The following is a 26,264-nucleotide window of genomic DNA, read 5'->3' on the forward strand; positions in this document are numbered from 1 at the left end:
GCTGCGTCCGGCAGCAGCTACATGGCCGTCTACACCATCGGCTTGCGGGCAATGATCACCTGACTTTTCGCCACGACCGCGTCCAGCGCCTGTTTGATCTGCGCGCCACGAGGTGAATCCAGAACGGCCTTCCAGGTCTGGGCCCAATGGTTGAGCATTGGATGGTCGGGATTGCTGAAACCGACCTTGGCTTCCCAGAACAACAGCATCCACATCGACCAGTAGAACCCGTACTGACTGTGGCTGATGACTTCCAGGCCGGCGTCGCTGACCATTGCCTTGAACTGCTCTTCGCTGATGATGCGAATGTGGTTGGGCTTCTGGAAATACTCCGGCGCGGCGATGTCTTTTTGCAGGTCTTCGGAGCTGGGGTGTGGAACGCTGAGCAAATACAGCGCACCCGGCTTGCCAACGCGTACCAGTTCGGCGAGAAACTGCGCCGGGTCGTCCACATGCTCGATGACTTCGGTGGACACCACACGGGTGGCCGTGGCGTCGGCAATCGGCAGCGGATTGCAGTCGGTGACATGAAATTCAACGTCGCGGGCCGGGGTGTCACTCAGGCGCTGGCGGGTGCCTTCGACCTTGGCGGCGTCGATGTCGGCGATGATGATTTTCGCTCCGCGCATGCCGCAGAAATGCACGTTACCGCCGTCACCACAGCCCACATCCAGCAGCGTGTCATCGGCGCTCACCGGGAAACCGGTGAACAGCTCGCCGGTTTGCTGATTGAACCAGCCACTAAGTGTCGCATCGTGCAGGCCGAGCATGTACGGGTCGACCTTTTCGGAGATCGGTGCGGCAGGCTGCGTCGGAGCCGGTGCAGGCGTCGTCGCCGTGAGTTTCTTTAAAAGGCTCAGCATGGTGTGGCTCCAGAGGATGAGACGGCGGTTCGGGATGTACCGAGGCGTTGTAGCAGTGCGACGCCGCGGTTGCGCATGGGCATTTCAATGAAACGGTAATTCAGTTCACTGAGCAGAACGATTAGCGCGAAAGCGATCAACAACGTGAGGATTGGGTGTCCGGCCGGGCTCGGCAGGCCCGCGCTCTGCAAGCGGAAGATCAGTTCACGCACCAACAGATAGGCCGGAATGTGGATCAGGTAGATGCCGTAAGAGCGACTTCCAACCCAAGCCATCAGGCGTTGCACACCGCCAGCGGGCAAGAGGTAATCGCGGTTATAGGAGGCGACCCAAACCAGAGTCGTACTGAGTAGTGCTATTGAGCCGACCCGGAAATTGGCAAAGGTGAAACGGTCGGTCGCCATAAAGCTCAACAACAATCCGATAACGATCAGTAACGAAACCCCAGCCCACGGTCGACGCAGAAACGTCGGCCGCCAGCGCCGGTAGGCCGGCCGAACGCTCCAAATCGCCAGCAACACCCCGAGGGCCAACGCATCGGTTCGAATGAACATCAGGAACGTTGAACGCATGGTAAATATTTGCACTGCGACTAACGCCAGTAACGCCCACACTAAATGTTTGCGGCACAGCAAAATCAACAACGGGAATAACAGATAAAACTGCTCCTCCAGCGAGAGGCTCCAGTACACAAAACTGGTGCCGTACTCGTAATGAAAGAAGCTATTGGCTAACCGGAAATTACCGTACTGCAACACCCCCGCCAGCGTGGCTTGCAGGTTGGCGTCCAGCGTGCCGAACGCCCCCGAGCGGTTGAGAAATACGCACGCCAGCAGCATCAGCACTAACCACAACCAGGCCGATGGCAATATGCGAAACGCACGTCGCAGCCAGAAATTACGCGTCTGCTCCCAGTACTCCTGACGAGTCGCGCAACCCTGCAGCGCGGGTATCAGGCTGCGCGCGATGACGAATCCGGAGATCGCAAAAAACAGATCGACGCCCCACCACAGCTGCGCCCAAGCATTGGCTTTTTCCAGCAATGGTACAGAGTCGGTGAACAGGTTTCCCCGCAAGTGATGGAACAGAACGCACAGCACAGCGACAGCGCGCAGTACTTCTATGTCCATGATCCGTTTGCCGCTCATGACGTGCCTCTGGCATCCAGAGGTTTGCGCGCAATGATCACCTGACTCTTGGGCATGAACTGATCAAGCATCTGCTTGATCGCCAGACCGTTAGGTTGCTCCAGCAGGTCTTGCCAGGTTCTGGCCCAGCTCTCCATCAGCGGGGGGTATGGCGCATGAATCCGGTCGCGAACCGCACCGCTGAGATCGTTGCCCCCTGCGCGTTCGCTAGCCCAGAAAAAAATCATCCCCATGACCCAGAAAAAGCCACTGGATTGACGCTTTTCGATCACCAGGCCAGCGTTTTCGACAAGCTCGGTAAAGCGTTCACGGGAAAATATCTGGATATGGTTGGGAGACTGGTAGTAACTCGGCGGCGCGATGCCTTTTTGCAAATGCTCACCCACCGGGTCCGGCACGCTGATCAAATATTGCGCCCCCGGGCGCCCCATGCGCACCAGTTCAGCCATGAACTGCTCCGGCTCATCGACATGCTCAAGCACTTCAGTGCAAACAATCTTGCTCGCGCAGCCATCGCGCAACGGTAGCGGCAGGCTGTTGCTGACCAATCCGAGGCCGGCTACGCCAGATTCCGCCACCACGCGTCGGGCAAGATCCTGAACCTTGTCCAACTCGCTGTCGGTGAATATCACTGATGCGCCCTGGCGTACGGCAAACAGCGTTGAACCGCCCTCACCGCATCCCACATCCAGGAACGTGTCGTCGGCGGTGATCGCGAAGCCCTTGAGTAACTCACCGCTGTCGTTGAGAAACCAGCCATCCAGTACGGCATCGCGCAGGCCGCAGTCGCGGGGCGAGATAGCTCCTTCGAAAACATTCGCCGCTTGCACGACTGTCTCATCCTTGGGCTGGAGCTGGGTAGTCACGCGATCAACCGGTTTCCCGTGGGTTTTGTGTTGTTCCAGCACATCGGCGATGAACACTTTCAAGCGCGTGAAGGTACGGTCCTGGCTGCAGAATGCTTCCAGGCGATCTATGGCATGGGCCGACATGGTTGCGTAGCGATCGCCCTCGTCTCGGGCCACGTCATAACTGGCCTGATAGGCCTGGCACAGCGACTCCCAATTGGCGGTGTAGCGCAACGTGCGGTACGCATTGCGTGGATCATGAGGCCAGGTGGTCAGCTCTTCTGTCGACTCGATGATGAAGGTGTTATCGGCATCGACGTAGTCGCCCATCGCCGTGTTCGATGGTGCCACCGCAGGTTTGCCGCAAGACATGAACTCCATCAGCGGCAGACACTGACCTTCACCGTGGGACGTGTTCACCACGTAGGTGGTGGCCTGCACCAACAGCTCGTAATCCGGGTCCGCCAGATACCCGTAGATCAACACAATCCGGCAACGATAGGGCTGATTCTGGTAGAGCTTGGGCAGCAGATCGCTTAGCGCCTGCCGGGCATCGAAATGGGTCAACTTCAAAACCAGCGTCGCGTCTTCCACATCACGGAACGTGGAGCAAAATGCGCTGAGCATATCCTCCCAGTTTTTACGGCCATCGCAGGGGTTGAACACCGACGTGTAGACAACGCCGTCGAGCATAAGCTCTAGCTCTTGCGCCGGTGCCTTGAAGTCAATGCCTTTACCTGTACGCAACGGCTCTGGAGCATAAGCCCGAAGGTCGACTGCCCGGCTATCGACCAACAGCCCCTTGAGCTTGAGTTTGACCTGGTGTGCCAGCGGCTGACATTCCAATTGCCGCCCCCGTGAACGGAATCTGTCCCACACCGGAGAAGGTATTGCGGTGATGGGATAATCGGCGCCCATAGCATTGCGCACCGCATTAACCGTGTAGCTGGAATGGGTAATCGCCGCTCCTGTCGAAGCCAGAACATTGCGCCAATCGTTGCGCGGATCGTCGTACCAGCTTTCGTCTGGAATGGTGCTGAACTCCCATGCAAACACCGGAACGGTCGGGCACGCATAGTGAGTGGAAGTGCGGTGGGGAGGCGAGAACGATAGAAACACGCATTCTTCATTCCGGGCCAGGCACTCACCGTAAAGGCGGTCGACTTCCTCATCGGGGTTGACGACTTCCAGCACCGTACCCAGTCGCTCGAGTACCGGGCGAAATTCCTTGAGTACGAAGTAGTAACTGTATTCGGCACGACCAAGATTCTGCTTGATGGTGCTCTGATTGGTTTCCGAATAAATAAGGATCAGCATGATGCGTTATCCGCCACGTTGACGGCCGCGGCCGTTTTCAACTTGCCTGCCACCGGCTGTCCGAAAAGCGCCAGCAGGCGCGGCTGCCAGGAAGTGACCGAGCAGTAATCGTGCATGCGCGCGGTGGCCGCGCCCGACATCACCTCGTAGGCCTGCGGGTGTTCCTTGGCCATCCTGTAACTTTGCTGGAATGCGTTTTTCAGCGAGCCCCAGTCCGGCCGATATTGCCGGGTGCGATAAAGCGTGCGGGTATCCTGAGGCCAGGCCGCTGGCTCGGCACTAGACTTGACCACAAACGCCACAGTTTCATCGATGTAGTCCTCCATGGCGCTGTGATCCGGCGCGATGGCCGGCGTGCCGCGAGCCATGAACTCCATCAACGCAAGACACAATCCCTCGCTGTGTGAAGCATTCACGTAGAAGCTCGCAGCCTGGTAAAGCCTTGCCGATTGCGACTCATCCAGTTCGCCATGCAACACCACCACTCGACAAGCAAACGGTGAGAGCTGTCTGAGCACGGTGAGCACTTCGACGTAATAAGCCGCAAGATCGGCCTGGGTGATTCTCAACACCAGAGTGGCATCGGACGTGTCACGAAATGCCCAACAAAACGCCGAGATCAGTCGTGGCCAATTACTGCGGCCATCCTGGGTGTCGAACACGCTGACATACACGACGCCATCGACCCGGGTTTCTGCCCGCAGGCCTTGATCCGGTAATTCGAGTACTGGCGCTGCTGGTAAGGGTAACGGGCCCGCCACGCCCGGGAGGTACTTGGCCAGCCACGAACGCAAGGTGTCCGGCAATAGATCTTGAACGCCTTCCCAGTACCACTGATTCAGATACTGTATTCGATGGCCAGACTCCGGCAGGGACGGGCCTCGAACAATGTCCCGGACCCACGCGCGCAGATAATGCTTGGCGATGATGAAGCGTCGATACGGCGTCAGGGGTGGGGGTTTCAGCGCCTCGATGCGCGCCAGCTCTTCAGCGGTAGGCACTGCAGGAAGCAGATCGTCGGCACGCAGCCCAAGCACCCGCGTATCAAGAATACAGCCGGTGATATCAATGGTGGTCCCGGGGTTTATCGACACCGGCTGCACTGATTCGCGAGAGATGGCGAAATCTTGCCAAAGCGGCACAGGCAGGACCAGCACAGGGAAGTCCTCGCCCAACGCTTTACGAATCGCCCGCGCAGCATGGCTCGAAAGCGTGATGACTCGACCGTGGGCACCAAGGATGCGACTCCAGTCTTGCTGTGGGTCGCTGCTCTCTTGTCCTGTGGGGATCGAGTCGAACTCCCAGGCCACCACACAAGCGGTCGGGCAGCTCAGGTCCGTGGGAGTGTCATGGGGCGCGGCGAAGGAGAGGAAAACACTTTCCTGACACTCTTGCGACAGCCGCCGAACAAGGGGATCGACCTCTGCGAACGACGCCACGGTATGAACTCGTCCAAAGCTTTCGAGCACCCGTCGGTAAGCCTGGAGGATAAACGCGTAATCGTATTGAGAACGACCGACTGTTTGTCGAGTCAGGCCATCGTTCACTGCTGAGTAAAGAATGAAATTCATGGCATCCCACAATGAGACCGCCATCCCGGCGGCCCCACTCTATGACGGCAAAGCCATGGATCGAGCCGGCATTTGCCAGTCATCGCCCATCGTCTTTTTGCGCGTCTACGTTCTTGTTTTAATGGTCGGATTCGCGGAGTCTCGGAAGATCCCAAACAAACACCGATTGATCGTGACGAGGGGCATTCTAAACACATCCATTGAGGATTCGTGAACCGCCCGGCGAGAATAAAGCGGGTGGCTCTAATGAGAACTGACGGGTCACGGATGGACCTGTTGAAATTGCCGAGCAATTGGCACAGATTGGCAACCAAACAACTACAACAAAAATATTTCGCCTGTCTTTCGACCCGGTAATCCAACCGTTCTGTCAGACCTCTCCTTAAAAGCTGTAAGGAATGGACGAAATGAATGACCAAGGGGCTGCTGTTTGAAAAAGCATCTGTTCGTGACGGGTCTCAGTGGATTCGTCGGGCAACACCTCCAATCCCGCCTGAACGCTGATGCCTCGGAATGGGCGCTTCTGCCTGCCCCTTCCCGTTACGATCTCGCTGAGCCAGGCAGCCTAGAAGGCTTGTGGCCCGAGATGCCCGACGCGGTCATTCACCTGGCCGGCCAGACCTTCGTTCCTGAAGCCTTCCGCGATCCGGCGCACACGCTCAATATCAACCTGCTCGGCACCCTTAACCTGCTTCAAGCCCTGAAGGCCCGCGGCTTCACCGGTACTTTTCTCTACATTAGCTCTGGCGACGTTTACGGCCAAGTCAGCGAAACCGATCTGCCCATCACCGAACACCAGCCACCCTGCCCGCGCAATCCCTATGCTGTGAGCAAACTGTCGGCAGAATTCCTTTGCCTGCAATGGGGGCTGAGTGAAGGCTGGCCAGTCATGGTCGCCCGCCCCTTCAACCACATTGGCACCGGCCAGAGCGAAAGCTTCGTCATCGCCAGCGCTGCGCGGCAGATCAGCCGAATCAAACAAGGCTTGCAAGCGCCACAACTGGAGGTCGGTGACATCGACGTCACGCGCGACTTCCTGGATGTAAACGACGTAATTTCGGCCTACCTGGCGCTGCTGGGAAAGGGCGTGCCGGGACAGGTGTACAACATCTGCTCGGGGCACGAGCAGAGCATTCGCAGTTTGATTGAACAACTGGGGGACCTCGCCCAAGTCGACATGCAATTGATTCAAGACCCCACACGCCTTCGCCGCGCAGATCAGCGTCGCGTTTGTGGCAGCCACGCCAAGCTTGCACAGTCCACTGGATGGACGCCTGAAATCACAACACAACAATCCCTGCGGGCGATCCTGTCCGACTGGGAGACACGAGTACGACAAGAATGACAAAAAGTGCACTGATCACAGGGATCACCGGCCAGGACGGCGCTTATCTGGCCAAACTGCTGCTCGACAAGGGTTATAAAGTCCACGGGTTGGTGGCGCGGCGCAGCAGCGATTCGCGCTGGCGCCTGCGGGAGATGGGCGTCGAGAACGATATCGTTTACCTGGACGGCGACATGGCCGATGCCTGCTCGGTGCAGCGTGCGGTCATCAAGTCGGCCCCGGACGAGGTCTATAACCTGGCCGCGCAAAGCTTCGTCGCCGCCTCCTGGGACCAACCGGTCACCACCGGCATCGTTGACGGCCTGGGCGTGACTCATCTGCTCGAAGCCATTCGTCAATTCAGTCCGCATACGCGCTTTTATCAAGCCTCCACCAGCGAAATGTTTGGCCTGATCCAGGCCGAGCAGCAGGACGAAAACACCCCGTTCTACCCGCGCAGCCCGTACGGCGTGGCCAAGCTATATGGCCACTGGATCACCGTGAATTACCGCGAAAGTTTCAACCTGCACGCCAGCAGCGGGATCCTGTTCAACCACGAATCCCCTTTGCGTGGCATCGAGTTCGTGACCCGCAAAGTCACCGACGCCGCCGCCCGCATCAAGCAAGGCAAACAGCAGGAACTGCTCCTAGGCAACATCGATGCGAAACGCGACTGGGGATTTGCCGGTGACTACGTCGAAGCCATGTGGCTGATGCTGCAACAGGACAAGCCCGATGACTTTGTGGTCGCCACCGGCGTGACCACCACTGTGCGCGACATGTGCCGGATTGCCTTCGAACACGTCGACCTGAACTATCGCGACTTTGTAAAAATCGACCCGGCGTTTTTCCGCCCGGCCGAAGTGGATGTATTGCTCGGTAATCCGGCCAAAGCCCAACGTGTATTGGGCTGGAAGCCAAAGACCGATCTGGAAACCTTGATCCGCATGATGATGGATGCGGACATGAAACGTATCGCCAAGGAGTAGGCCATGCTGATTCCCGTGATTCTCTCCGGCGGTGCCGGTACTCGCTTGTGGCCGGTGTCCCGCGAAGGCCATCCCAAACCCTTCATGAATTTGCCCGATGGTCAGTCGCTGCTGGGCAAAACCTACCGCCGTGCCGCTGGTTTGCTCGATGGCTGGGGCGATATCGTCACGGTGACCAACCGCGACTACTACTTCCAGAGCAAGGATCACTATCAGGAAGCGCACCTCGGTCGCCATCGCGGGCACTTTCTGCTTGAGCCGACCGGTCGCAATACGGCCCCGGCCATCGCGGCGGCTGCGCTGTCGCTGAAAGCCCTGCACGGCGACGAAGCGATCATGGTGGTAATGCCTGCCGACCATTTGATTCTCAATGTAGATGCCTTGAAGAGCGCCGTGGAACACGCCGTGAATCTGGCCAAAGATGGTTTTCTGGTGACGTTTGGCGTGGTGCCGACCGCTCCGGAAACCGGATTCGGCTACATCGAAACCGGCGCTGCGCTGGACCATAAAGGTGCGACCAAGGTGCAGCGCTTCGTCGAAAAACCCGACCTGCAAACCGCGACGCATTATCTGGAGAGCGGCAACTTCCTGTGGAACTCCGGGATGTTCTGTTTCTCGATCGCCGCCGTGCTGGCCGAGTTGGAGAGACACGCCCCCGAGTTACTCGAGCAGGCGAAAACCTGCATGGCGGCCAGTAACCCGGTGGAAACCGTCGGGTACCTGCAACAGGAATTGTCTCCGGCGCTATTCGCCGAAATGACTGACATTTCCATCGACTACGCCCTGATGGAGCGCTCCGACAAGGTGGTTGTGGTGCCCGCCGCTTTCGACTGGAGTGACATCGGCTCGTGGGGCGCGGTGGCTGCGCTGGTGCCGGCAGATGCACAAAACAACCGTGCCAGCGGTGACGCGGTGTTCATCGACAGTCACAACAACTTTGTCCAGAGCGAAGACCGTCTGGTGGCGGCTGTGGGTGTGGATAACCTGATCATCATCGACACCGCCGATGCGGTATTGGTGGCCCACGCTGATCGCGCCCAAGATGTTCGCCGGGTGGCCAAACAGCTCAAGGACAAACAGCACGAAGCCTATCGCCTGCACCGTACGGTCAGCCGACCTTGGGGCACCTACACCGTGCTCGAAGAAGGCCCGCGCTTCAAAATCAAGCGCATCGTGGTCAAACCCGGGGGCAAGTTGTCGCTGCAAATGCACCACCATCGCAACGAGCATTGGGTGGTCGTCGAAGGCATGGCCAAGGTGACCAACAACGGTACCGGCACCCAGCTGGTGGCCAAGAACGAATCGACGTTCATTGCCGCCGGTCACAAACATCGCCTGGAAAACCCGGGCGTGATCGACCTGGTGATCATCGAAGTGCAAAGCGGTGAATACATGGGAGAGGACGATATCGTTCGCTTCGAAGACCAATATGGCAGGACGGTTTGAATGCTGCTTTCCCTATACCGCACGATGTGCAGCTATCGAGGGTTCATCCTCGGTAGCGTCCAGCGTGAGTTTCAGGCGCGTTATCGCAATTCGCTGTTCGGTGCGTTGTGGCCGGTGCTCAATCCCCTGTCGATGATCATCGTCTACACCGTGATTTTTTCCCACATCATGCGCGCACGCCTGCCGGGCGTAGATGACAGCATGGCCTACAGCATTTACCTGTGTGCCGGCCTGCTCGCCTGGGGACTGTTTGCGGAAATCACACTGCGTAGCCAGAACATGTTTCTGGAAAACGCCAACCTGCTGAAGAAAATCAGCTTCCCTCGGATCTGCCTGCCTATCATTGTGCTGCTCAACGCGGGCATCAATTTCGCGATCATCATCGGCCTTTTCCTGGGCTTTCTGCTGATCACCGGGCGTTGGCCGGGCACGGCGATGCTGGCGCTGATACCGCTGATGGCAATGCAAATGATGTTCTGCGCCGGGTTGGGGATGGTGCTAGGCGTGCTGAATGTGTTCTTCCGTGATGTTGGACAGCTCTTCGGCATCTGCCTGCAATTCTGGTTCTGGATGACGCCCATTGTCTACCCGATGAGCATCCTGCCGGACTGGGTTCAGCGCCTGCTACAACTCAACCCCCTGACCAATCTGTTCGTCAGTTATCAAAACCTGTTTGTTTATGGGCAATGGCCTGTGTGGAGTTCGCTGCTGCCTATTTCCATCACCGGCCTGGTGTTCTGTTTGATCGGACTGCGGCTGTTTCGCAAGCGGGGCGGCGAAATGGTGGATGAACTCTGATGGGGCATATTCGCGTCACTGGCCTGGGCAAGGCCTATAAGCAATACCCGACCCGCTGGAGCCGACTGGCCGAGTGGCTGATCCCCTTTTCCCCGATGCGCCACCATCCGCATTGGGTGCTGCAAGACGTCGAGTTCGAGATTGCCCCCGGTGAAGCGGTAGGGATCGTCGGAGTCAACGGTGCTGGCAAAAGCACCTTGTTGAAGATGATCACCGGCACCACCCAGCCAACGTGCGGCAAGATAGAACTCCAAGGTCGCGTGGCGGCACTGCTGGAACTTGGCATGGGGTTTCACCCGGACTTTACCGGCCGTCAGAATGCAATCATGGCCGGGCAGCTGCTGGGTATGCAGGTCGATGAGATTGAAGCACTGATGCCCGAGATCGAGCATTTCGCGGAAATCGGCGACGCCATCGATCACCCCGTTCGCACCTATTCCAGCGGCATGCAGATGCGCCTGGCTTTCAGCGTAGCCACCGCCCGACGCCCGGATATCCTGATCGTCGATGAAGCGCTGTCGGTGGGCGATGCCTACTTTCAACACAAGAGCTTCGAACGGATACGCAGCTTCCGCAAAGCCGGCACAACCTTGCTGATCGTGTCCCACGACCGCTCGGCGATCCAGTCGATCTGCGATTCGGCGATCCTGCTCAAAGACGGCCGAATGGCCATGCACGGCAAACCCGAAGCGGTCCTGGACTATTACAACGCCCTGATGGCCGAACGTGAAGGCCAGGTCGTTCGTCAGGAAATGCTCACCGGCGGAGAGGTGCAAACCGTTTCCGGCACCGGCGAAGCCGGCATTCTCAGCGTGCGCCTGCTGGACGAGAACGACCGATCCATCGACGCTGCCGAAGTCGGTCAGCCAGTGGTGCTGGAGGTAAAGGTTGAAGTCCGCCAGGACATCGAACGGCTGGTGCTGGGATTCATGATCAAGGATCGCCTGGGTCAAGCCATGTACGGCATCAATACCCATCGTCAAGACAAAGCACTGACCGACTTGCAGGCCGGCGAGCGCATAACCTACCGCTTCGCTTTTATCATGGGTCTGGGCAAGGGCAACTATTCCGTGGCGTTGAGCCTGTCGCGGCTGGACTCACACTTGGACCGCAATTATGAGTGGCGCGATTACGGGTTAGTGTTCCATGTAATTAATAATCGGCAGGAAGACTTTGTCGGATGCTCATGGCTAGGAGCAAAAACCACCATCACTCGCGCGAACACGTCGATCACCTCGGAGAGCACTCCATGACGCGTCTTCTGGTGGAATGCACCCACGTGTTTCAACACCCCAAGGTCAATTCGGGCATTCAGCGGGTGGTGCGCAACGTCATCAATCAGCTGCCGGAAAGTGTGGACGGGGTTGAATGCATCCCGGTAGTGATGCTCAAGGGCAAACTTTATCGCGTACTGAAACTGGGCTCGTTGAACATTCCGTTTTTCGAAGGCCTGATGACCTTCGCCGGGCGACTGGAAAGGCTGGCCCATCGTTTCTTTCAAATGCACCTGCGAGTAGAAAAACGCTGCACGTCAAAATTGGCGAAGCGCACGCTGTATGTGGCTTACCGCTTGACAACACTGGCCTGCTTCAGTGTTCCGCTGCGTCTGATCGACCAAGTCAATCAGTATCACCTGCCCAAACGTTGCTCGCCGTTACAGCACCAACCCGGGGATCAATTGGTGCTGCTGGACTCGTCCTGGCATACCGATTTTTTCCCGTTTGCCGAACGGCTCAAACGTGAAGGCGTGGGCATCGTTGCCGTCATCTACGACCTCATTCCCCTGACTCACCCGCAGTTCTACGACACCCGGCTGGTGCAGGTTTTCAACGAATGGTTCGACTGGATCACCAAAACCGCCGATGGTTACGTGGCGATTTCTGCCACGGTACGCGATCAGGTTCGTGAGGAATTGCAGCGTCGCCTCGGTCCTGCCAGGGCCAATGAGTTGTGGTTCGATTATTTCCACCTCGGCTCCGAGCTCGACCTGAGCGAAGCCACCGCCGCCGTGGAACCTAGCCTTGCAAAGCTGTTCGAGGCGCCACAACCGGTGTTTTTGATGGTCAGTACCATCGAGCCGCGCAAGAACCACGCCTACCTGCTGGACGCCTTTGAACTGGCCTGGGCGGCGGGCTCCAACGCTCGACTGTGCATTGCCGGTCGAATCGGCTGGAAATGTGACGCACTGCTCGCCCGGGTACGCAATCACCCGCAACTGAACCAACGTCTATTCATGTTCAACGACCTGAGCGACACCAGCCTTGAACATGCCTACAGCCACGCTAGCTCGCTAGTGTTTCCGTCCTATGTCGAAGGCTTCGGCCTGCCGCTGGTGGAAGCCATGCAGCGCGGACTGCCGGCCATGGGCAGCGATATTCCGGTGTTTCGCGAAATTGGCAGCGAGTTCATGGCGTACTTCGATCTGACCGAGCCACAAAGCCTCGCCGACCTGGTCGTGCGTTTCGAGCGCAGCGGTCAATTCCCGGCCACCCGTGACGTAGCCGATTGGCACTGGATCGGCTGGGGTGAAGCCAGTGCGCAATTGGCCGAAAGAACCCTGCGCAATCTTGTAGAAGCGCCGGCCATCCCAGAGAGGCAACATGCGAATTGCCCTTAACGCCCGCATCCTCCAGGCGCCGCGTACCGGCATCGGTCACTATGTCGCCGAACTGGCGAACGCCCTTGCGAGTGAGCCCGATGTTGAACTGGCGCTGTTTCATGGCTGGGGTTGGAGCTCGGTGCTGCCTGAAGCGGCCATGCCCGGTTATTCCCGACTGACACCGCTGCTGCGGCAAATTCCGGGTGCCTATCAGGCCCGGCGCTGGCTGGAGCAGAAACGCTTCGATCAAGGTCGCGCGCAAACCATCGATGTCTACCACGAACCGAGCTTGTGGCCGCTGTCGTTCGATGGTCCGACGGTCATCACCCTGCATGACCTGACTCACTTGCACTACCCCGAAACGCAACCGCCCGCGCGCTTGCGAGAAATCGAACGGCGGCTGGCCGACGGCGTGCGCCAGGCAAGCCTGATTCTCACCGACTCGCAGTACATTGCTGACGAAGCCCAGGCGCATTTCGGGCTACCGGCCGAACGGTTTGTCGTCACGCCACTGGGCGTAGCCGCGCGTTTTCACCCACGGGCTCCTGAGGCCATCGACGCCGTACTCAAGGCCCATGGCGTAGAGCCGCGGGAATACTTCCTCTGCGTCGGCACTCTGGAGCCGCGCAAGAACCTGACCCTTGCCCTGCGCGCCCACGCGCTGTTGCCGGAATCGGTCCGCCAACGTTTTCCTCTGCTGATCGTCGGTATGGCCGGCTGGCAACGCGAGCAGTTCAGTGAAGAACTGCATCAGGCGTTGGCTTGCGGTCACGTCTGTTTGCTGGGCTATCTGCCTGACGAGCAAGTGGCACACCTGTTGGCCGGCGCTCGGGCGCTTATTTTTCCGTCGCTCTATGAAGGCTTTGGCCTGCCGGTGCTGGAGGCTATGGCCAGCGGCACGCCGGTCATTCTGACTCGACGTTCGGCCATGCCCGAAGTGGCAGGCGTTGCGGGCAACTATGTTGAACCGGACGAACCCGACGGCTTACGCGATGCAATGAGCCGTCTGATCGATGATCAAGCGCATTGGCAGGTATGCCGAGAAGCCGGATTACATCAAGCAAGGCTTTTTACCTGGGAGCGCTGTGCGCAGGTTACGGCCCGCGCCTACCGCCAGGCTATGGGAGGTTGAATGCGAGTTCTTCATTTTTTCAAGACGTACCTGCCAGACTCGGTCGGCGGGATCGAGCAAGTGATTTTCCAGTTGTGCGAAAGCGGCGCCCAGCACGGCGTTGAAGGCCAGGTGCTGACACTCAGTGCCGATCCGACCCCGCCAGTGGTTCAGCTCGGTCATCACGAAGTTCATCGGGCCCGACTCGACATTCAGTTCGCCTCCACGGGATTTTCCTGGAGCGTCTTCAAACAGTTTCGCGAGTTGGCGGCCGAAGCCGACGTGGTCAATTATCACTTCCCATGGCCGTTCATGGACCTGGTGCATTTCACCAGCGGCATGAAAAAACCGAGCGTGGTGACCTACCACTCGGACATCATTCGCCAGAAACACCTGCTCAAACTCTACCGGCCGCTGATGAACCGCTTTCTGGCCAGCGCCGACCGGATCGTCGCAGCGTCCCCCAACTACTTGCACACCAGCGATGTGCTGCAGCAGTTTCAGCATAAGACCCGCGTGATTCCCTACGGCCTGAACAAAGATGGTTATCCACAGCCCGACAGCGAGCGCATGGCCCACTGGCGGCAGAAGCTTGGGGATAAGTTTTTTCTGTTTGTAGGGGTGATGCGTTACTACAAAGGTTTGCACATCCTGCTCGACGCCTTGAAGGACCTGGATTACCCCACAGTGATTGTCGGTGCCGGCCCACTGGAAGCGGAACTTCACGCCCAGGCGGCAGCATTGGGTTTGCGCAATATCCACTTCCTCGGACGTCTGGGCGACGAAGACAAAGTGGCGCTGCTGCAATTGAGCTACGCCATCGTGTTCCCGTCGCACCTGCGCTCAGAAGCGTTCGGTATTTCGCTGCTGGAAGGCGCGATGTATGGCAAACCGATGATCTCCAGCGAGATCGGCACCGGCACCAGTTACATCAACATTCACAACGAAACCGGGCTGGTGGTTCCTCCAAGTCATCCACAGGCTTTCCGTGAAGCTATGCGCACGCTGTGGGAAAACCCGACGCGTGCGGCGCAAATGGGCGTGAAGGCTGAGGCGCGTTATCGGCAGTTATTCACAGCGGATGAAATGGGCCGCAAGTGGACCGAGCTGTACGAAGAGCTGCTGGAAGAAAAGTCCCTGTCCTACGCCTGACTGCTTTCCTGTGGGAGCGAGCTTGCTCGCGATAGCGGTATCACAGTCGACATCAATGTGGATGTCAGGCCGCCATCGCGAGCAAGCTCGCTCCCACGGGGGATTGATGTGTGCTTCTCGCGTGGTTACAGATCCAGCACCAACGGCTGCGAACCCTGCGCCGGCACCGCACAACAAATCAGCACCTCTCCAATGCCGGGCACCTCCGCCGGTACCTGTGGATAACTCACCGCACCGCTGATCAGTCGGGTTCTGCAGGTCCCGCAGGATCCGCCGCGACAACTGAACTCCGGGCGTAAACCACGGCTTTCGGCCAATTCCAGCAAACTCCCGCTATCAGGCTTCCAGCGCGCTTCTTTGGCCGAGCGCTCGAACACGACCGGTACTGATGTCGTGGCGGCGGGCGGTTGTTCGATGACCGCTGCATCCGGGTCGGGTATCCGGCGCAACGTCGACGGGCCAAAAGTCTCGGCGTGAATCCTCGAATCACGGACATCCATATCACGCAGGCTGTCGTACATCGCCTGGGTAAAACTGCCTGGACCGCAGAGGACAAAATCCAGCTGATCGTAGTCTTCCACCTCAAGCGTGGTCTTGAGCAGGTCGGCGTCGATCCGCCCGGTCAGGTCATAATCTTCGCCTTCGCGCGCATCGGGCTCTGGCTGGCTGAGCAAACGCAGGACGCGCACCGCGTCGCCGAGCCCGTCGAGCAAGCGATTCAGTTCCGGGCGAAACGGTTGATCGGCCAAGGTTCGCGAACTCTGGAAGAACCAGGTTGGGCGGATACTCCGCGTACGCAGGCCTTGATAAACCACTTCGCGCACCATCGACAGCAGCGGCGTAATCCCCACTCCAGCGGCCAGCAAGACCAACGGTCGCCGGTCATGCGGTGCCACCGTGAAATGCCCTTGAGGCGCGCGTGCCTCCAATACATCTCCGACACGAATTCGCTCATGCAGGTGCGATGACACCAACCCGTCACGCTTCACACTGATCCGGAAAAAATCATCAGACGGCGCACTCGACAGGCTGTACGTGCGGATATGCACGTCACCGGCAATGTTGAATCGCAAAGGCAAATGCTGCCCGGCCTGGAACACCGGCAACCCGGCGCCATCGGCAGGCTCCAGGTAGATCGAACGGATGTTGTGGCTTTCCTGTTCGATGCGCGCCACCCGCAGCGACCGCCAGTGATCGCCCAAGGCCTTGGCTTGCAGGCGTGCATTGGCCTGCGCCCAGGTGCCGGTCAGCAAACTGGTGGGCGACACGCCGTCAAAGCGCCAGCGCAAGGCCAGCGCTGCAGGCCGGCGCACCACGTGCTCAACCTCGAAGGTCCACAGCCGCTCGGCACCTTGAAAGGCTTCGATCAGCGGGCCGTCGAGGATGATTTCAGTGCGCCCGCTGAGGTGCAGCAGGTCGCCTGAGTTGAAATCGATGAACAACAAACCGGCGCGTGGATTGATCAACAGATTGCCCAGCGTATTGAAATGCAGGTTGCCGGCGAAGTCAGGGATCGTCAGGCGATTACCTTCTACCTGTACGAAACCGGCCTGCCCGCCCCGGTGAGAAACATCCACCGAACGCTGGCCATCGACGTCCACGTAGCTGGCAACAAAGAACGTGTCGGCCTCGATGATCATGGCCCTGGCCGCGTCATCCAGTTCAGTCAGGTGTTGCGCAACGCGACTCGCAGGGTCCGCCAAGGGCTCCGAGCGAAACTGGCGCAATTGGATGTATTGCGGGCAGTTGCCGAACGATTGCTCCACCGTCACGCCGAATCCGCTGGCTGTCACCGCGCTGACTCGGCCATTGAGGCGGTTGCGACGCCGAGTGTGCAACTCAATACCGAGCAGACCGATGGCAGCACCGTCTTGCAGTCGTGCGGGGTCATCGGCACCCGGCAGGCGGTCGAACTGCAACAGCGATGGGTCGGGGGAATGAGCGAAGCCCGGATCCCCTTCCAGAATGCTGGCCCAGGGGTTGCCATCGGCATCAACGGCACCGTACAGCATGAACGGCAGTTGCTGATAGAACGTGCGGTGCTGATCTGGCATCTGACTGCGAATCACCTTACGTCCGAACGCCTCCATTCGCTCGGCAACACCCACATGAGCCTGCAACTGCTTCTCGCCAGCGTGCCAAGGTGAATGTTCCATAACGGCTTCTCCCCTGCGCCCATTGCGCATCGTGAACGGCCCGAACGGAGCGGGCCGTGAGCATCAGGCAGTTTTTTGCAAACCGGCCACCGTGCGCGGCATGCCGACAAACCCTGGCAAGGCCTCAATGCGCGCCAGCCAGGCGCGGATGTTGGCGTAGTCGTCGAGCGAGACATTGCCCTCCGGCGCGTGGGCGATGTAACTGTAGGCCGAGACGTCGGCGATGGTCGGCTCGGTTCCGACCAGATACGGCGTGGCAGACAGTGCCTGATCAATGATTTTGAGCAAGGCGTGGGAGCTGCCGATCACCTCTTCAGCGTTGTAGGACGCGCCGAACACGGTGATCAGCCTGGCTCTGGCGACACCAAAGGCAATCGGCCCGGCAGCAATCGATAACCAGCGCTGGACCTTGGCGGCGCCGACAGGATCAGTCGGTAGCCAGCGACCGTTGCCATACTTCTGCGCCAGATACACCAGGATCGCATTGGAATCAGCCAACACGACGCCTTGGTCATCGATGGCAGGTACCTGACCAAACGGGTTGATCGCCAGGTAATCCGGTTGCTTGTGCGCCCCCTTGGCCAGATCGACAAAGATCAGCTCGGTCGGCAATTGCAGCAGGGACAGCATCAGCTCCACACGGTGAGCATGGCCAGAGCGTGGGAAGTTGTAGAGTTTGATCGCTTGCATGGTCGACTCCGCTGGGTGGTGGCGCCGTTCAGGATGGATCAGCACCGATGGACGCTATCTTCCACCCACAACCAAATCAACAGAATAACCAGCAAACGCAATCCATTATTTCACCCAACGAAATAACCGATTAACCGCGCAGGGCTGGGTGCTCTCTTAATGTCTTCACCACGAAGTCGACAAAACTGCGCACTCGCACTGGCGCCTTGCGGCCCCCCTGGTAGACCACATGAATGGGTAAAGGAGGTAACTCGAAGTCCGCCAGAACGATTTCCAGTTCACCGGCGGCCACTTTGCTCGCCACTTGATAAGACAAGACCCGGGTGAACCCCAGGCCCAGGGATGCCGCCGTGATGGCCGCCTGATTGGCGGTGACCACAAGACGCGGTTCCGGGCGAACGCTCAGCGGTTCGCCCGTGTCAAGGAATGGCCAGGTCCTGAGCTGCCCAATGGACGACGTGGCAATAATCGGCGCGCCACTGAGCTCATCCGGGCGCCGAGGCCTGCCACGGGCCTGCAAAAACGCCGGAGATGCGCAGATCACCCGTCGCACCTCGCCCACGCGAATAGCGTGTTGATTGCTGTCAGGCAGTTCACCAATACGTACCGCGACATCAATCCCTTCTTCGACCATGCTCACCACCCGGTCGAGCAACAAGGCATTGATGCTGACTTCCGGGAATTGCGTGAGATAACCGACCATGATCGGCGTGACGAACAATTCACCGAACAACACCGGCGCTGTGATGGTCAGTTGCCCACGGGGCTGGGCGTGACTGCCGGCCGCCGAATCCTCCGCTTCCTGCACCTCGGCAAGAATCCTCCGACAATCCTCCAGATAACGCAGCCCCGCCTCGCTCAAATGCACGCTTCGGGTGGTGCGCGTGAGCAACAAGGTGCCGATTCGCTTCTCCAGCGCCGCGACCGCCCGGGTGACACTGGCCGCCGACATGCCCAAACGCCGCGCTGCCGCCGAGAAACTTTGTTCCTGGGCGACGGCGGCGAAGACCTGCATTTCCTGGAATCGGTCCATGGGGCATGTCCTCTGTATTCAGATAAAAAAACGCAACCTGAGCTGCGTTTTTTTGTGTTTTGAATTTAGAGAATAAAAGCCGGCGCGAATAGCTTTGTGTTGCTTGAGAAGGTCAATAGCGTGGGATCAGCCCTCGATAAAAACCTTCAAGGGTGGTTCGTGCATCAAGAAGTTCTGGTGCGATATGTTCCAGGCATAGGCGCCCGCCAAGGTGAACACTAACAGGTCACCAATGGCCAACTGCTTCACCCGTTGTTGTCTGGCCAGAATGTCCTTTGGCGTACACAACTGACCTACCAGCGTGACGGGTTGATCATTTATCTGTGGCGCCTGAGTGCCTCGCAGCACCGTGAATGGATGATCATGGCCTTGAGCCGCTGGTGTTCGAAAGTGATGAGTGCCGCCCCGTCCGATGGCAAAAAATTCGCCGTGGCTGCTTTTGATGTCCAGCACCTGCATTACGTAGTAGCCACAGGCCGCGCTGATGAAACGGCCAATTTCGAAACGCACGCGGATCGTGGTCATGTCGTACTCATCGATCAACACCTTCAGGCCCTGACAAAACCGTGGCCAGTCGAACGACTGCGCTGCATCCTGATAGTTGATGCCCATCCCTCCGCCAACATTCAGTAGTGGCAGTTGCAGGTGGTGGTCAGTGCACAGCCGGCGGAACGTCAGGAAGTAGCTGCGAATCAATTCAAGGTGCGCATCGACATCCAACTGATGCGACAGCAGATGAAAGTGCAGTCCCTTGAGCTCCAGTGACGGTTCTTCTTGCAGCAATTGCAGGGCGCTTGCGAGCCCCTCTTCATCGAGACCGAACGGCGTGGGTTTGCCGCCCATGACCAATCGGCTCTGCGGGTTCCGGGCCAGCTTTAGATTCAGCCGCAGCATCACCGGAGCGCGCATTGCGCGTTCGCGGGCGATGCGTGCCAAACTGCGTAGTTCGGTCACGCTTTCCACGTGAAACGCCGAAATCCGGTATTGCATGGCAATGTCCAGTTCGCGATCGAGCTTGCCGGGGCCACCAAATATCAACGGCTGGTCGGGGCACTGTTCATGCAGCCACGTCAGTTCGCCCCCCGAGGCCGCCTCAAAACCGTCCACCCACGGCGCCAGGGTTTTCAGCACAGCGGCCTCTGGGTTGGCTTTGGCGGCGTAGAACAATTCGCAGTTTTCTGGCAGTACCTGACGCATCGCCTTTACGTGCTGCTCAAGAGCAGGCAGGTCGTAGACGTAGGCGCACAAGGGCGCGTCGTGTTCAGTCTTGAGTTGCTCAATACGTCGGGTGACGGAGACGGGGAGACTCATGCGCGCTTCCTCTTTTCAATGATCGCAAGCGGGCTCTGTAACGAGGTGTATCCGGCCTCGCGGTCAGCGCGCATCATCAGGCGCGTCATGAAGTTTTCCTTGCTTGGGAAGGGCGCGCCGGCACACAACTCACGCAGTTCTACGGGATGCTCCAGGCGCGTGGATTGCACGTGCAGCAGGTCACTGATGCGCGACCACAGCTGTTGTTCCAGCGAGCCGCTGCCGTTGGCCAGATGGAAGATCGCTTCGCCGAGATTGTTCACCAATGCGCAGTAGGCCACTCGTTGCCAGGCCTTCTGTGCGCTGTAGTACACCGAAATGCGGGTACGCTCATCCAGCGCACTCAGACGTTCGGCGGGCCAGATTTCAGGGACCAGCTTGGTGCCTTCCAAATCTCGAATCCAGACCTGAGTGGGCAACCCGTCTTCAGCGAAGCCGATGACTGTGTTCTGCAAATGCGGCTCAAGCACCACGCCCTGGCGGAACAGGCAATACAGCACGCCGCCGAGTAGCTGACCGGCGTAGGCATCCAGCCAGTTCAGCGTGGCTTGCTCAATGGTCAAACCGTTGTTGTCGGCGTAGCGCTGTACCTGTTGGCGGCAGACACTGCGATCTTGTTGATCCCAAGTGAACAGCGCCATTGCCACTTGCGGTTGATACCGCTCGCGGTCAGCGACGGCCAGGTTTTCCCGGTAAACGATACCGAAGCATTCGGTGACTTCACGGGCTTCCTCCAGCGTGCCCAGGGCGCTGAGGTCCAGGCTGGTGGCGCAGGGTTCAGGCATCAGGATGAAGCCCGGTTGTTGCGTCGCCAACTCGCTCATGATCGGACCGAGCAGGCGAGTGAGGGCGACGGCGCTATCGAGTTCATACCAAGCGTTCTTGCGCACACAGTTGGTCAAGCGCACATGCATCGAGAACTTCATGAAATAGGGCAACTGCGGATGGTAGAGCGTGCGCACCGACGACGTCGGGTACATGGCCTGACCCAAGGGGCCGAGGTATTCGATCAAGCCCTGTTGCTGCGCACGCCGCACCAACGGGTCTGCAAGCACGCGGGCGACTTCCCAGGGGTGGCACGGATAGGCGTCGTCGCGACCCGACAGTTGACGCAGGGTACTGCGCGGATCCTCGCCCTGATGACGGATCAGCGTCGGATCGACCTTGAACCAGTGCAACAGGAAGCGTGCCCCGACTTCCGGCGAGCAGGCCAGCAAATCGTCATGGGAAATACCCTCGCGACTTTTGGGGGTTGGATGCAGGGCGTGGCCCCATAGTTGATGTTGTTCGGACGCCAGCAGGCTATCGGTTGATTCGTTGGCCGGGCGTGAATGCCGCAGAAAGGTGCGGGTGATCTGCAGGCTGTTGGCGACCTGTTGCAGCATCTCGCCAACACGGTCGGCACCACTGAGTGGGGTACAGAGCAGGCTCGCCAGTTCGGCGACGTTCAACGGCCTCCAGCTCTGGTTGTTACCTTTGAAATAGGGCGCGCTGATGTAGTGGCAACGGCCCAGAAGGCTGGCTCGGTCGATGCGTACGACCAATCGGCCACGGGGCAGGCGAAGACTGATGCAACGGCCATTGGCCTGGCGCAGGCTCATGGGCAGATCCTGTGCCTGGTAGTTCAGGTTTGCTTCGTTGCGCGGCAATGCATATTCGCGCAAATAACAATTAAGCAGGCACTCGATGGCATGTCGCTGGGCTTCGCCGTCGAGAGCATGGTCATTCAGGGATACGGTATTCATCGCGAGTGTCATGCCGGAATCTCCCGGGAAGTCATCAATAGAGGGTACGCGAGCACCATGGCCGCCACGGCCGCCAGGCACGCCACAAGAAAGGGGGACGCGATGCCGCAGGTCTGACTAATCAGCGCGGCGGTGACACCGGCGGCGGTGCCGGCCCATTTGCCACTGGAGTCGAACCAGCCGAACAAGCGCCCGGCGCTGCCCTTGCGGCTGCGTTGGCTCAGGCAGCGATGCAGCCCGACAAAACCGAGCAACATGCCGGCTCCGCTGAGCAAGCGCAGAGCGAACAGCGGCTCGGCGTGCACACTCCAGAATTGCAACGCGTTACTGATTGCCAGCAGCGCGAGGCCCGGCAACAGCAGATTGCCCTGATGCTTCTGAACCCAGGGCAGAGCCAGCAGATAAACCACATGCGGCAGGCTGTAGAGCACGCCGATCAAGGCATCGCTGCCAATTCCAAGTTGCTCGCCGAAGGGCACGAAATACGGAAAGGTGACGACCATTGCGAAGCTGAACAGGAACTGCACTGCCAGCAGACGCGGCAGGTCAACCGGCAGTTCGCCCAATGCCTCGGCTTTCTTGCTGCCCAAGGCGTGTTTGGGGGCATCGTTGGGGAGCGGCAGGATGAGCACAAAGGCCAACAACGGTAACCAGGCCAGATAGCGATACAGACTCAATCCCAAGCCTTGTGAGGTCAGCAGCCCCAGCAGGATCGGCCCACTGATCATCGCCAGACGGGCTGAATACTGCGTCCAGTTCAGGGCGCGAGACAGATTGCCCTCCTTGAATTGGGTCGACAGATAGGCATTGGACGCCGCCATTGCTCCGCCAAAAGTGCCCTGGATGATCAAAGCCAGGACGAACACCGGCAGATTGGGGCTGAAGCCGGCCAGCAGAAAGCCCGCGAATAGCCCGGCATGAGCGCGTAGCAACGACAAGCGACAACCGTTTCGATCGGCCCAGCGCCCCCAGATCGGCGCCGCCAGTGCGGTGCAGAGTGTCGGCAGTACGAACAGCACGCCGATGGCCCAACCGGGTGTGTCAGGTGCGAGGTCGGCGAGGATGCGCGGCAGGTACAACGGGATACCCAGCGCCGTGAATGCCGACAGGTAATGCCCCAGCAAGACGCTGGTGATCAGACGTCGTTGCATGGTGCGTCCTCCAGCAGAAAGTTCACCGCGCTGTAGCCATAGAACTTGTTGATGTCACTCGCGCCGGAATGCGCCTTGCTGAACAGGCTGCCGGCACTGAGCAGGTATTTCACCGGCAGTTTCGGAGTGTCGAGCAGCCATCGATGGGCATCGTGACAGTCGATACCTTCAGCTTCGAGTTGTTGCAGACAGGTCATGAGGCGTTGACGCAGTGCGCCGTAAAGGCTCGATCGAGGGGCCAGCCCGGCGGTTGCTATCGCTTCCAGAATCGCCACGATATTGAGCTGCAAGGTGATGGTGCAGAACATCTCGGCCAGTGGTTGGCTGCTGTCGACGCGAATGCGCTCATCCTGCAAGGCTGCTGGCAGGTGCGCGAGATCCGGGCAGGCAGCAGCGAAGCGTTGAGGCCACAGACGAGCGGCGTCGTTGTCTTTCATCAGCAAGCGCAATGGTTGTCCCTGTTCGAACATCAATACTGCGTTTTGCTGATTGGCCTCCAGCGCGATGCCGTACTGAAGCCACAATCGCAGATGGACCTGCAGCAGCAGATCGAGATAAACGTCCAGCCAGTGGTGCCATGAACCCGCGTAAAAGCGCTCGGCCAGTTGCTCGAGGAACAGGCGCCCATCGGCCAGCGGGCTACCTAACGCGGCGACAGGTACCAGGGTGACGTTCTCCAGCCCCGTTGGGTAACGGCGCACGATATAGGCCAGGTGTCGACTGTCGGCAGCATGACCACCGTGTTTTTCATCGACGTGCAGATAACGTGACGCCAGCGCCGGATCGCGGTCGGTCAAGGCCAACAGGGTGGTCTGGAACCAGTGACCGTCGTACAGGGTGCTGGGTTTGATCAAGCGCAAATTGCGCGCACCGAGTGTGCTGACCAACAACGGCAGTTTGATATGCCACTGCGGCTGATGGATACACGCCACCGTGCGCACGGACAGCGTAGGCTCGACTTGCAGGGCAGAACGTGGAGCCTTTAGCGTGCCTTCAGGCAGTCCGTAGTGCTCCAGTTCGCTCCAGGTCAGCGGATGTACCGGCAGTAATGAATGGCTGTTTTGCAAGGTCGGTGGCAGGCCGACTTCCTCGAAATCCGGCCAGTGCGGCGGTTGCGGGCTGGTCAGGGTCAGGGCGTCATTGGGAATCGCCAACCAGTTGAGTTCGAAGCGCGGCGCAAACTCCGGCGCATAGCCTTTGAGTGCGGCTGCATCGAAGCCGCTTTTGGCCCGTGCCGTGGGATAGAACGGATGATCCAGGTAGCTCGCCAGTTGGTCGATTTTCAGCAACCTCTGTGACCAGTCCTTCAGCTCCGTCACGTCGCTCAGCGCAGGCGCATGTTGGCGATACGCCTGGTGGCACAGGGTCCGGTGTTCTGCCGCACAATCCGCTTCCTTTAGATACGCCGCAAACAGCGTCAGACTTTCTTCGTCCAGACCTTGGCTCAGATGACCCAGCCATAACCGGTAATCGCGTTCAACCTCGCCGTGGCTTTGTGGCGACACCTTGATCCAGGCGTTGCCCGTACCGATCCAGTCCTGCAACGGATAGGCCTTGACCACCGGCAGCCATAGCTCGTCGGCGCCCAAATGGGTTATGCGCAGCCAGCTGGCCTCGGGCCAATGTTGCAAGTGTTGGCCAAGTGCTGGCGGCAACGGAGCAATCTGCCCTTTGCTGACAATTCCCCGGATGTCCTCACGCAGGCAGCAATCGATGATACGTCTGGTAATGAACGCCTGGTCCGCGTCCTCTGGATGCAGGCTCATGCCACCACCCATTTCAAGTCGTTCAGGGTCGAATTCAGTTGCGTCCGCAGGCTTGCGTCATCGGGTGCGATCAGTCTGAGTACGCCGACGTAGTCCTTGTTGGAGTGGCTGATGGTCAGGGTGTCGCCGTTGTTGTGAAGTGCACGGTAATCGCACCAATGGCCTTCGCTTTCGATGTTAAAACTGGTGCTGGCCTGATCCAGACGCCCCGACCGATCGGCAACCAGGTAGTGAACGGCCGCCTCGGCCTGCGCCGGTTGTGCGTCGATCAGCGTGTCTCCCAGGTGCAAGGCGATGATGCGGTCGAACCACCCCTGTGGCAGCAACCGATCCAGCAGGAATTCGCGACCATCACCGATGCTGCGATAGTTGATCTCCACCAGCACCGGACCTTGAGAGGTCAGAATGAATTCGCTGTGGCAAACACCGAAGTTGACCCCGAATGCTGCTACTTGAGCCAGCGCGGCGGCACGCTGGGTACTGCTGAGTTTTCCATTCCAGCGCGCGGCGAGCTCCACGAAATGCGGCGGTGATGAAAGGGTGACGTCGAAGCCACCGATGGCTTGCAGATGACGCCCGTCACCCAAGGTTTCGAGGGTGAACAACGGACCTTCCATGTACGCCTCCAGCAGCAATGCCCGGTCCGGTTGCTGCTGCCAGAATACCTCGCAGTAAGTGCTCAGCTCGGCGGCGTTGTGACAGAGTCTGACGTCCAGGCTGGCGACCCCTTCACGGGGCTTGGCGACTATTGGCCACGGCGCATCGATTGGCAGCTTGGAGTTCGATGTGAGCACCTGGAACCATGGCCCAGGCAGACCGAGACGTTGCATACGCTCGCGCATGGCGGCCTTGTTTTTTGCTGCATAACACAGCCGCCAATCCTTGCCGGGGCATTCGAAGGCCTCGGCCACCATCGCCGTCGTGGTCTGCAGGTGATCACTGTTGGAGAACACGGCGACGGGGCGCAAACCCTGACCGTTGAGCGCCTCGATGACCGCCAGGGGATTGAACACATCACATTCGATGACATGCAGATGATCCGGCGAAATGGGCGAAGCAGCGAGCAGACGCCGGTGTTCCTGCGCATGGTCGGTGATGATCACGATCGGGAACCCGCGTTTGTGCGCGGCAGGCAGGAAGCCCTCGAGAATGGCAGGGTGGGCGACATGAGCAAGGATAACGAATGGACGTTGCATAGCAGTTTCCTGAAGGCAGCAGTTGCCCGTCCCTGAGGATTGGGCAACTG

The 26,264-nt window shown here is 59.1% G+C and carries 20 protein-coding genes and 1 pseudogene; 8 read left to right on the top strand and 13 right to left on the bottom strand.

The window, feature by feature from the left end; all coding sequences use genetic code 11:
- Positions 1 to 29: 29 nt before the first annotated feature.
- The 5 genes and pseudogenes from AC3ISI_RS28995 to AC3ISI_RS29015 form a co-directional block, all read right to left on the bottom strand.
- Positions 30 to 863, bottom strand: a complete 834-nt coding sequence (locus AC3ISI_RS28995; RefSeq protein ID WP_489334870.1) for a class I SAM-dependent methyltransferase — start codon at positions 861 to 863, stop codon at positions 30 to 32.
- Positions 857 to 2,011, bottom strand: coding sequence for an acyltransferase family protein (locus AC3ISI_RS29000; RefSeq protein WP_489334872.1), 1,155 nt, complete (start codon positions 2,009 to 2,011; stop codon positions 857 to 859). Before AC3ISI_RS29000 ends, AC3ISI_RS28995 begins: the two co-directional genes overlap by 7 nt.
- A complete protein-coding gene (locus AC3ISI_RS29005; protein ID WP_489337805.1) occupies positions 2,008 to 2,841 on the bottom strand; it encodes a class I SAM-dependent methyltransferase in 834 nt (277 codons plus the stop codon). Before AC3ISI_RS29005 ends, AC3ISI_RS29000 begins: the two co-directional genes overlap by 4 nt.
- Before the next feature lie 69 nt (positions 2,842 to 2,910).
- A pseudogene (locus tag AC3ISI_RS29010) lies at positions 2,911 to 4,176 on the bottom strand (glycosyltransferase); the annotation flags it as partial.
- The gene (locus tag AC3ISI_RS29015; RefSeq protein ID WP_489334873.1) at positions 4,170 to 5,747 is read right to left on the bottom strand and encodes a glycosyltransferase; all 1,578 of its coding nucleotides are present in this window, start codon (positions 5,745 to 5,747) and stop codon (positions 4,170 to 4,172) included. The pseudogene AC3ISI_RS29010 and the gene AC3ISI_RS29015, both read right to left, overlap by 7 nt.
- 430 nt (positions 5,748 to 6,177) lie before the next feature.
- Between AC3ISI_RS29015 and AC3ISI_RS29020 the strand changes: the two genes are divergently transcribed.
- The 8 genes from AC3ISI_RS29020 to AC3ISI_RS29055 are packed head-to-tail and all read left to right on the top strand — an operon-like array spanning position 6,178 to position 15,166.
- Entirely contained in the window at positions 6,178 to 7,092 is a 915-nt protein-coding gene (locus AC3ISI_RS29020; RefSeq protein WP_489334874.1) for a GDP-mannose 4,6-dehydratase, read from the top strand.
- Positions 7,089 to 8,060, top strand: coding sequence for a GDP-mannose 4,6-dehydratase (gene gmd / locus AC3ISI_RS29025; protein ID WP_489334875.1), 972 nt, complete (start codon positions 7,089 to 7,091; stop codon positions 8,058 to 8,060). The genes AC3ISI_RS29020 and gmd overlap by 4 nt, the downstream gene beginning before the upstream one ends.
- A 3-nt stretch (positions 8,061 to 8,063) precedes the next feature.
- Positions 8,064 to 9,506 carry a mannose-1-phosphate guanylyltransferase/mannose-6-phosphate isomerase gene (locus tag AC3ISI_RS29030; protein ID WP_489334876.1) on the top strand — a complete coding sequence of 481 codons (1,443 nt, stop codon included), beginning with the start codon at positions 8,064 to 8,066 and terminating at the stop codon, positions 9,504 to 9,506.
- Positions 9,507 to 10,304: an ABC transporter permease gene (locus AC3ISI_RS29035; RefSeq protein ID WP_489334877.1), complete on the top strand. Its 798-nt coding sequence runs from the start codon at positions 9,507 to 9,509 to the stop codon at positions 10,302 to 10,304.
- On the top strand, positions 10,304 to 11,557 hold the full coding sequence (locus AC3ISI_RS29040) for an ABC transporter ATP-binding protein (RefSeq protein ID WP_489334878.1): 1,254 nt from the start codon (positions 10,304 to 10,306) through the stop codon (positions 11,555 to 11,557). Before AC3ISI_RS29035 ends, AC3ISI_RS29040 begins: the two co-directional genes overlap by 1 nt.
- Positions 11,554 to 12,921, top strand: a complete 1,368-nt coding sequence (locus AC3ISI_RS29045; protein ID WP_489334879.1) for a glycosyltransferase family 4 protein — start codon at positions 11,554 to 11,556, stop codon at positions 12,919 to 12,921. Before AC3ISI_RS29040 ends, AC3ISI_RS29045 begins: the two co-directional genes overlap by 4 nt.
- A complete protein-coding gene (locus tag AC3ISI_RS29050) occupies positions 12,905 to 14,035 on the top strand; it encodes a glycosyltransferase family 4 protein (protein WP_489334880.1) in 1,131 nt (376 codons plus the stop codon). The genes AC3ISI_RS29045 and AC3ISI_RS29050 overlap by 17 nt, the downstream gene beginning before the upstream one ends.
- A complete protein-coding gene (locus AC3ISI_RS29055) occupies positions 14,036 to 15,166 on the top strand; it encodes a glycosyltransferase family 4 protein (protein WP_489334881.1) in 1,131 nt (376 codons plus the stop codon). It abuts the gene before it with no gap.
- Positions 15,167 to 15,291: 125 nt separating this feature from the next.
- Here the strand turns inward: AC3ISI_RS29055 and AC3ISI_RS29060 are convergent, their stop codons facing one another.
- From AC3ISI_RS29060 to AC3ISI_RS29095, 8 genes are all read right to left on the bottom strand, one after another.
- Positions 15,292 to 17,322 (bottom strand): 2Fe-2S iron-sulfur cluster-binding protein, encoded by a 2,031-nt coding sequence (locus AC3ISI_RS29060; RefSeq protein ID WP_489334882.1) that lies wholly within the window; start codon positions 17,320 to 17,322, stop codon positions 15,292 to 15,294.
- 63 nt (positions 17,323 to 17,385) lie between these two features.
- Positions 17,386 to 18,012, bottom strand: a complete 627-nt coding sequence (locus AC3ISI_RS29065) for a glutathione S-transferase family protein (protein WP_489334883.1) — start codon at positions 18,010 to 18,012, stop codon at positions 17,386 to 17,388.
- A 130-nt stretch (positions 18,013 to 18,142) separates the two neighbouring features.
- Positions 18,143 to 19,045 carry a LysR family transcriptional regulator gene (locus tag AC3ISI_RS29070; RefSeq protein ID WP_489334884.1) on the bottom strand — a complete coding sequence of 301 codons (903 nt, stop codon included), beginning with the start codon at positions 19,043 to 19,045 and terminating at the stop codon, positions 18,143 to 18,145.
- 126 nt (positions 19,046 to 19,171) lie between these two features.
- The gene (locus AC3ISI_RS29075) at positions 19,172 to 20,356 is read right to left on the bottom strand and encodes a type III PLP-dependent enzyme (RefSeq protein WP_489334885.1); all 1,185 of its coding nucleotides are present in this window, start codon (positions 20,354 to 20,356) and stop codon (positions 19,172 to 19,174) included.
- Positions 20,353 to 22,101 carry an IucA/IucC family protein gene (locus tag AC3ISI_RS29080; RefSeq protein ID WP_489334886.1) on the bottom strand — a complete coding sequence of 583 codons (1,749 nt, stop codon included), beginning with the start codon at positions 22,099 to 22,101 and terminating at the stop codon, positions 20,353 to 20,355. Before AC3ISI_RS29080 ends, AC3ISI_RS29075 begins: the two co-directional genes overlap by 4 nt.
- A gap of 8 nt (positions 22,102 to 22,109) precedes the next feature.
- Positions 22,110 to 23,252, bottom strand: coding sequence for an MFS transporter (locus tag AC3ISI_RS29085; RefSeq protein ID WP_489334887.1), 1,143 nt, complete (start codon positions 23,250 to 23,252; stop codon positions 22,110 to 22,112).
- Complete coding sequence (locus AC3ISI_RS29090; protein WP_489334888.1) at positions 23,237 to 25,018, bottom strand: IucA/IucC family protein; 1,782 nt, start codon at positions 25,016 to 25,018, stop codon at positions 23,237 to 23,239. Before AC3ISI_RS29090 ends, AC3ISI_RS29085 begins: the two co-directional genes overlap by 16 nt.
- Complete coding sequence (locus AC3ISI_RS29095) at positions 25,015 to 26,214, bottom strand: ATP-grasp domain-containing protein (RefSeq protein ID WP_489334889.1); 1,200 nt, start codon at positions 26,212 to 26,214, stop codon at positions 25,015 to 25,017. Before AC3ISI_RS29095 ends, AC3ISI_RS29090 begins: the two co-directional genes overlap by 4 nt.
- Positions 26,215 to 26,264: the final 50 nt, after the last annotated feature.

Source organism: Pseudomonas sp. GL_139_B (assembly GCF_057834475.1).

Bases quoted from the DNA above. Each gene is read 5' to 3' on its own strand.
- AC3ISI_RS28995 (WP_489334870.1), bottom strand. From the start codon at position 863: ATGCTGAGCCTTTTAAAGAAACTCACGGCGACGACGCCTGCACCGGCT.
- AC3ISI_RS29000 (WP_489334872.1), bottom strand. From the start codon at position 2,011: ATGAGCGGCAAACGGATCATGGACATAGAAGTACTGCGCGCTGTCGCT.
- AC3ISI_RS29015 (WP_489334873.1), bottom strand. From the start codon at position 5,747: ATGAATTTCATTCTTTACTCAGCAGTGAACGATGGCCTGACTCGACAA.
- gmd (WP_489334875.1), top strand. From the start codon at position 7,089: ATGACAAAAAGTGCACTGATCACAGGGATCACCGGCCAGGACGGCGCT.
- AC3ISI_RS29030 (WP_489334876.1), top strand. From the start codon at position 8,064: ATGCTGATTCCCGTGATTCTCTCCGGCGGTGCCGGTACTCGCTTGTGG.
- AC3ISI_RS29035 (WP_489334877.1), top strand. From the start codon at position 9,507: ATGCTGCTTTCCCTATACCGCACGATGTGCAGCTATCGAGGGTTCATC.
- AC3ISI_RS29040 (WP_489334878.1), top strand. From the start codon at position 10,304: ATGGGGCATATTCGCGTCACTGGCCTGGGCAAGGCCTATAAGCAATAC.
- AC3ISI_RS29045 (WP_489334879.1), top strand. From the start codon at position 11,554: ATGACGCGTCTTCTGGTGGAATGCACCCACGTGTTTCAACACCCCAAG.
- AC3ISI_RS29050 (WP_489334880.1), top strand. From the start codon at position 12,905: ATGCGAATTGCCCTTAACGCCCGCATCCTCCAGGCGCCGCGTACCGGC.
- AC3ISI_RS29055 (WP_489334881.1), top strand. From the start codon at position 14,036: ATGCGAGTTCTTCATTTTTTCAAGACGTACCTGCCAGACTCGGTCGGC.
- AC3ISI_RS29060 (WP_489334882.1), bottom strand. From the start codon at position 17,322: ATGGAACATTCACCTTGGCACGCTGGCGAGAAGCAGTTGCAGGCTCAT.
- AC3ISI_RS29065 (WP_489334883.1), bottom strand. From the start codon at position 18,012: ATGCAAGCGATCAAACTCTACAACTTCCCACGCTCTGGCCATGCTCAC.
- AC3ISI_RS29070 (WP_489334884.1), bottom strand. From the start codon at position 19,045: ATGGACCGATTCCAGGAAATGCAGGTCTTCGCCGCCGTCGCCCAGGAA.
- AC3ISI_RS29075 (WP_489334885.1), bottom strand. From the start codon at position 20,356: ATGAGTCTCCCCGTCTCCGTCACCCGACGTATTGAGCAACTCAAGACT.
- AC3ISI_RS29080 (WP_489334886.1), bottom strand. From the start codon at position 22,101: ATGAATACCGTATCCCTGAATGACCATGCTCTCGACGGCGAAGCCCAG.
- AC3ISI_RS29085 (WP_489334887.1), bottom strand. From the start codon at position 23,252: ATGCAACGACGTCTGATCACCAGCGTCTTGCTGGGGCATTACCTGTCG.
- AC3ISI_RS29090 (WP_489334888.1), bottom strand. From the start codon at position 25,018: ATGAGCCTGCATCCAGAGGACGCGGACCAGGCGTTCATTACCAGACGT.
- AC3ISI_RS29095 (WP_489334889.1), bottom strand. From the start codon at position 26,214: ATGCAACGTCCATTCGTTATCCTTGCTCATGTCGCCCACCCTGCCATT.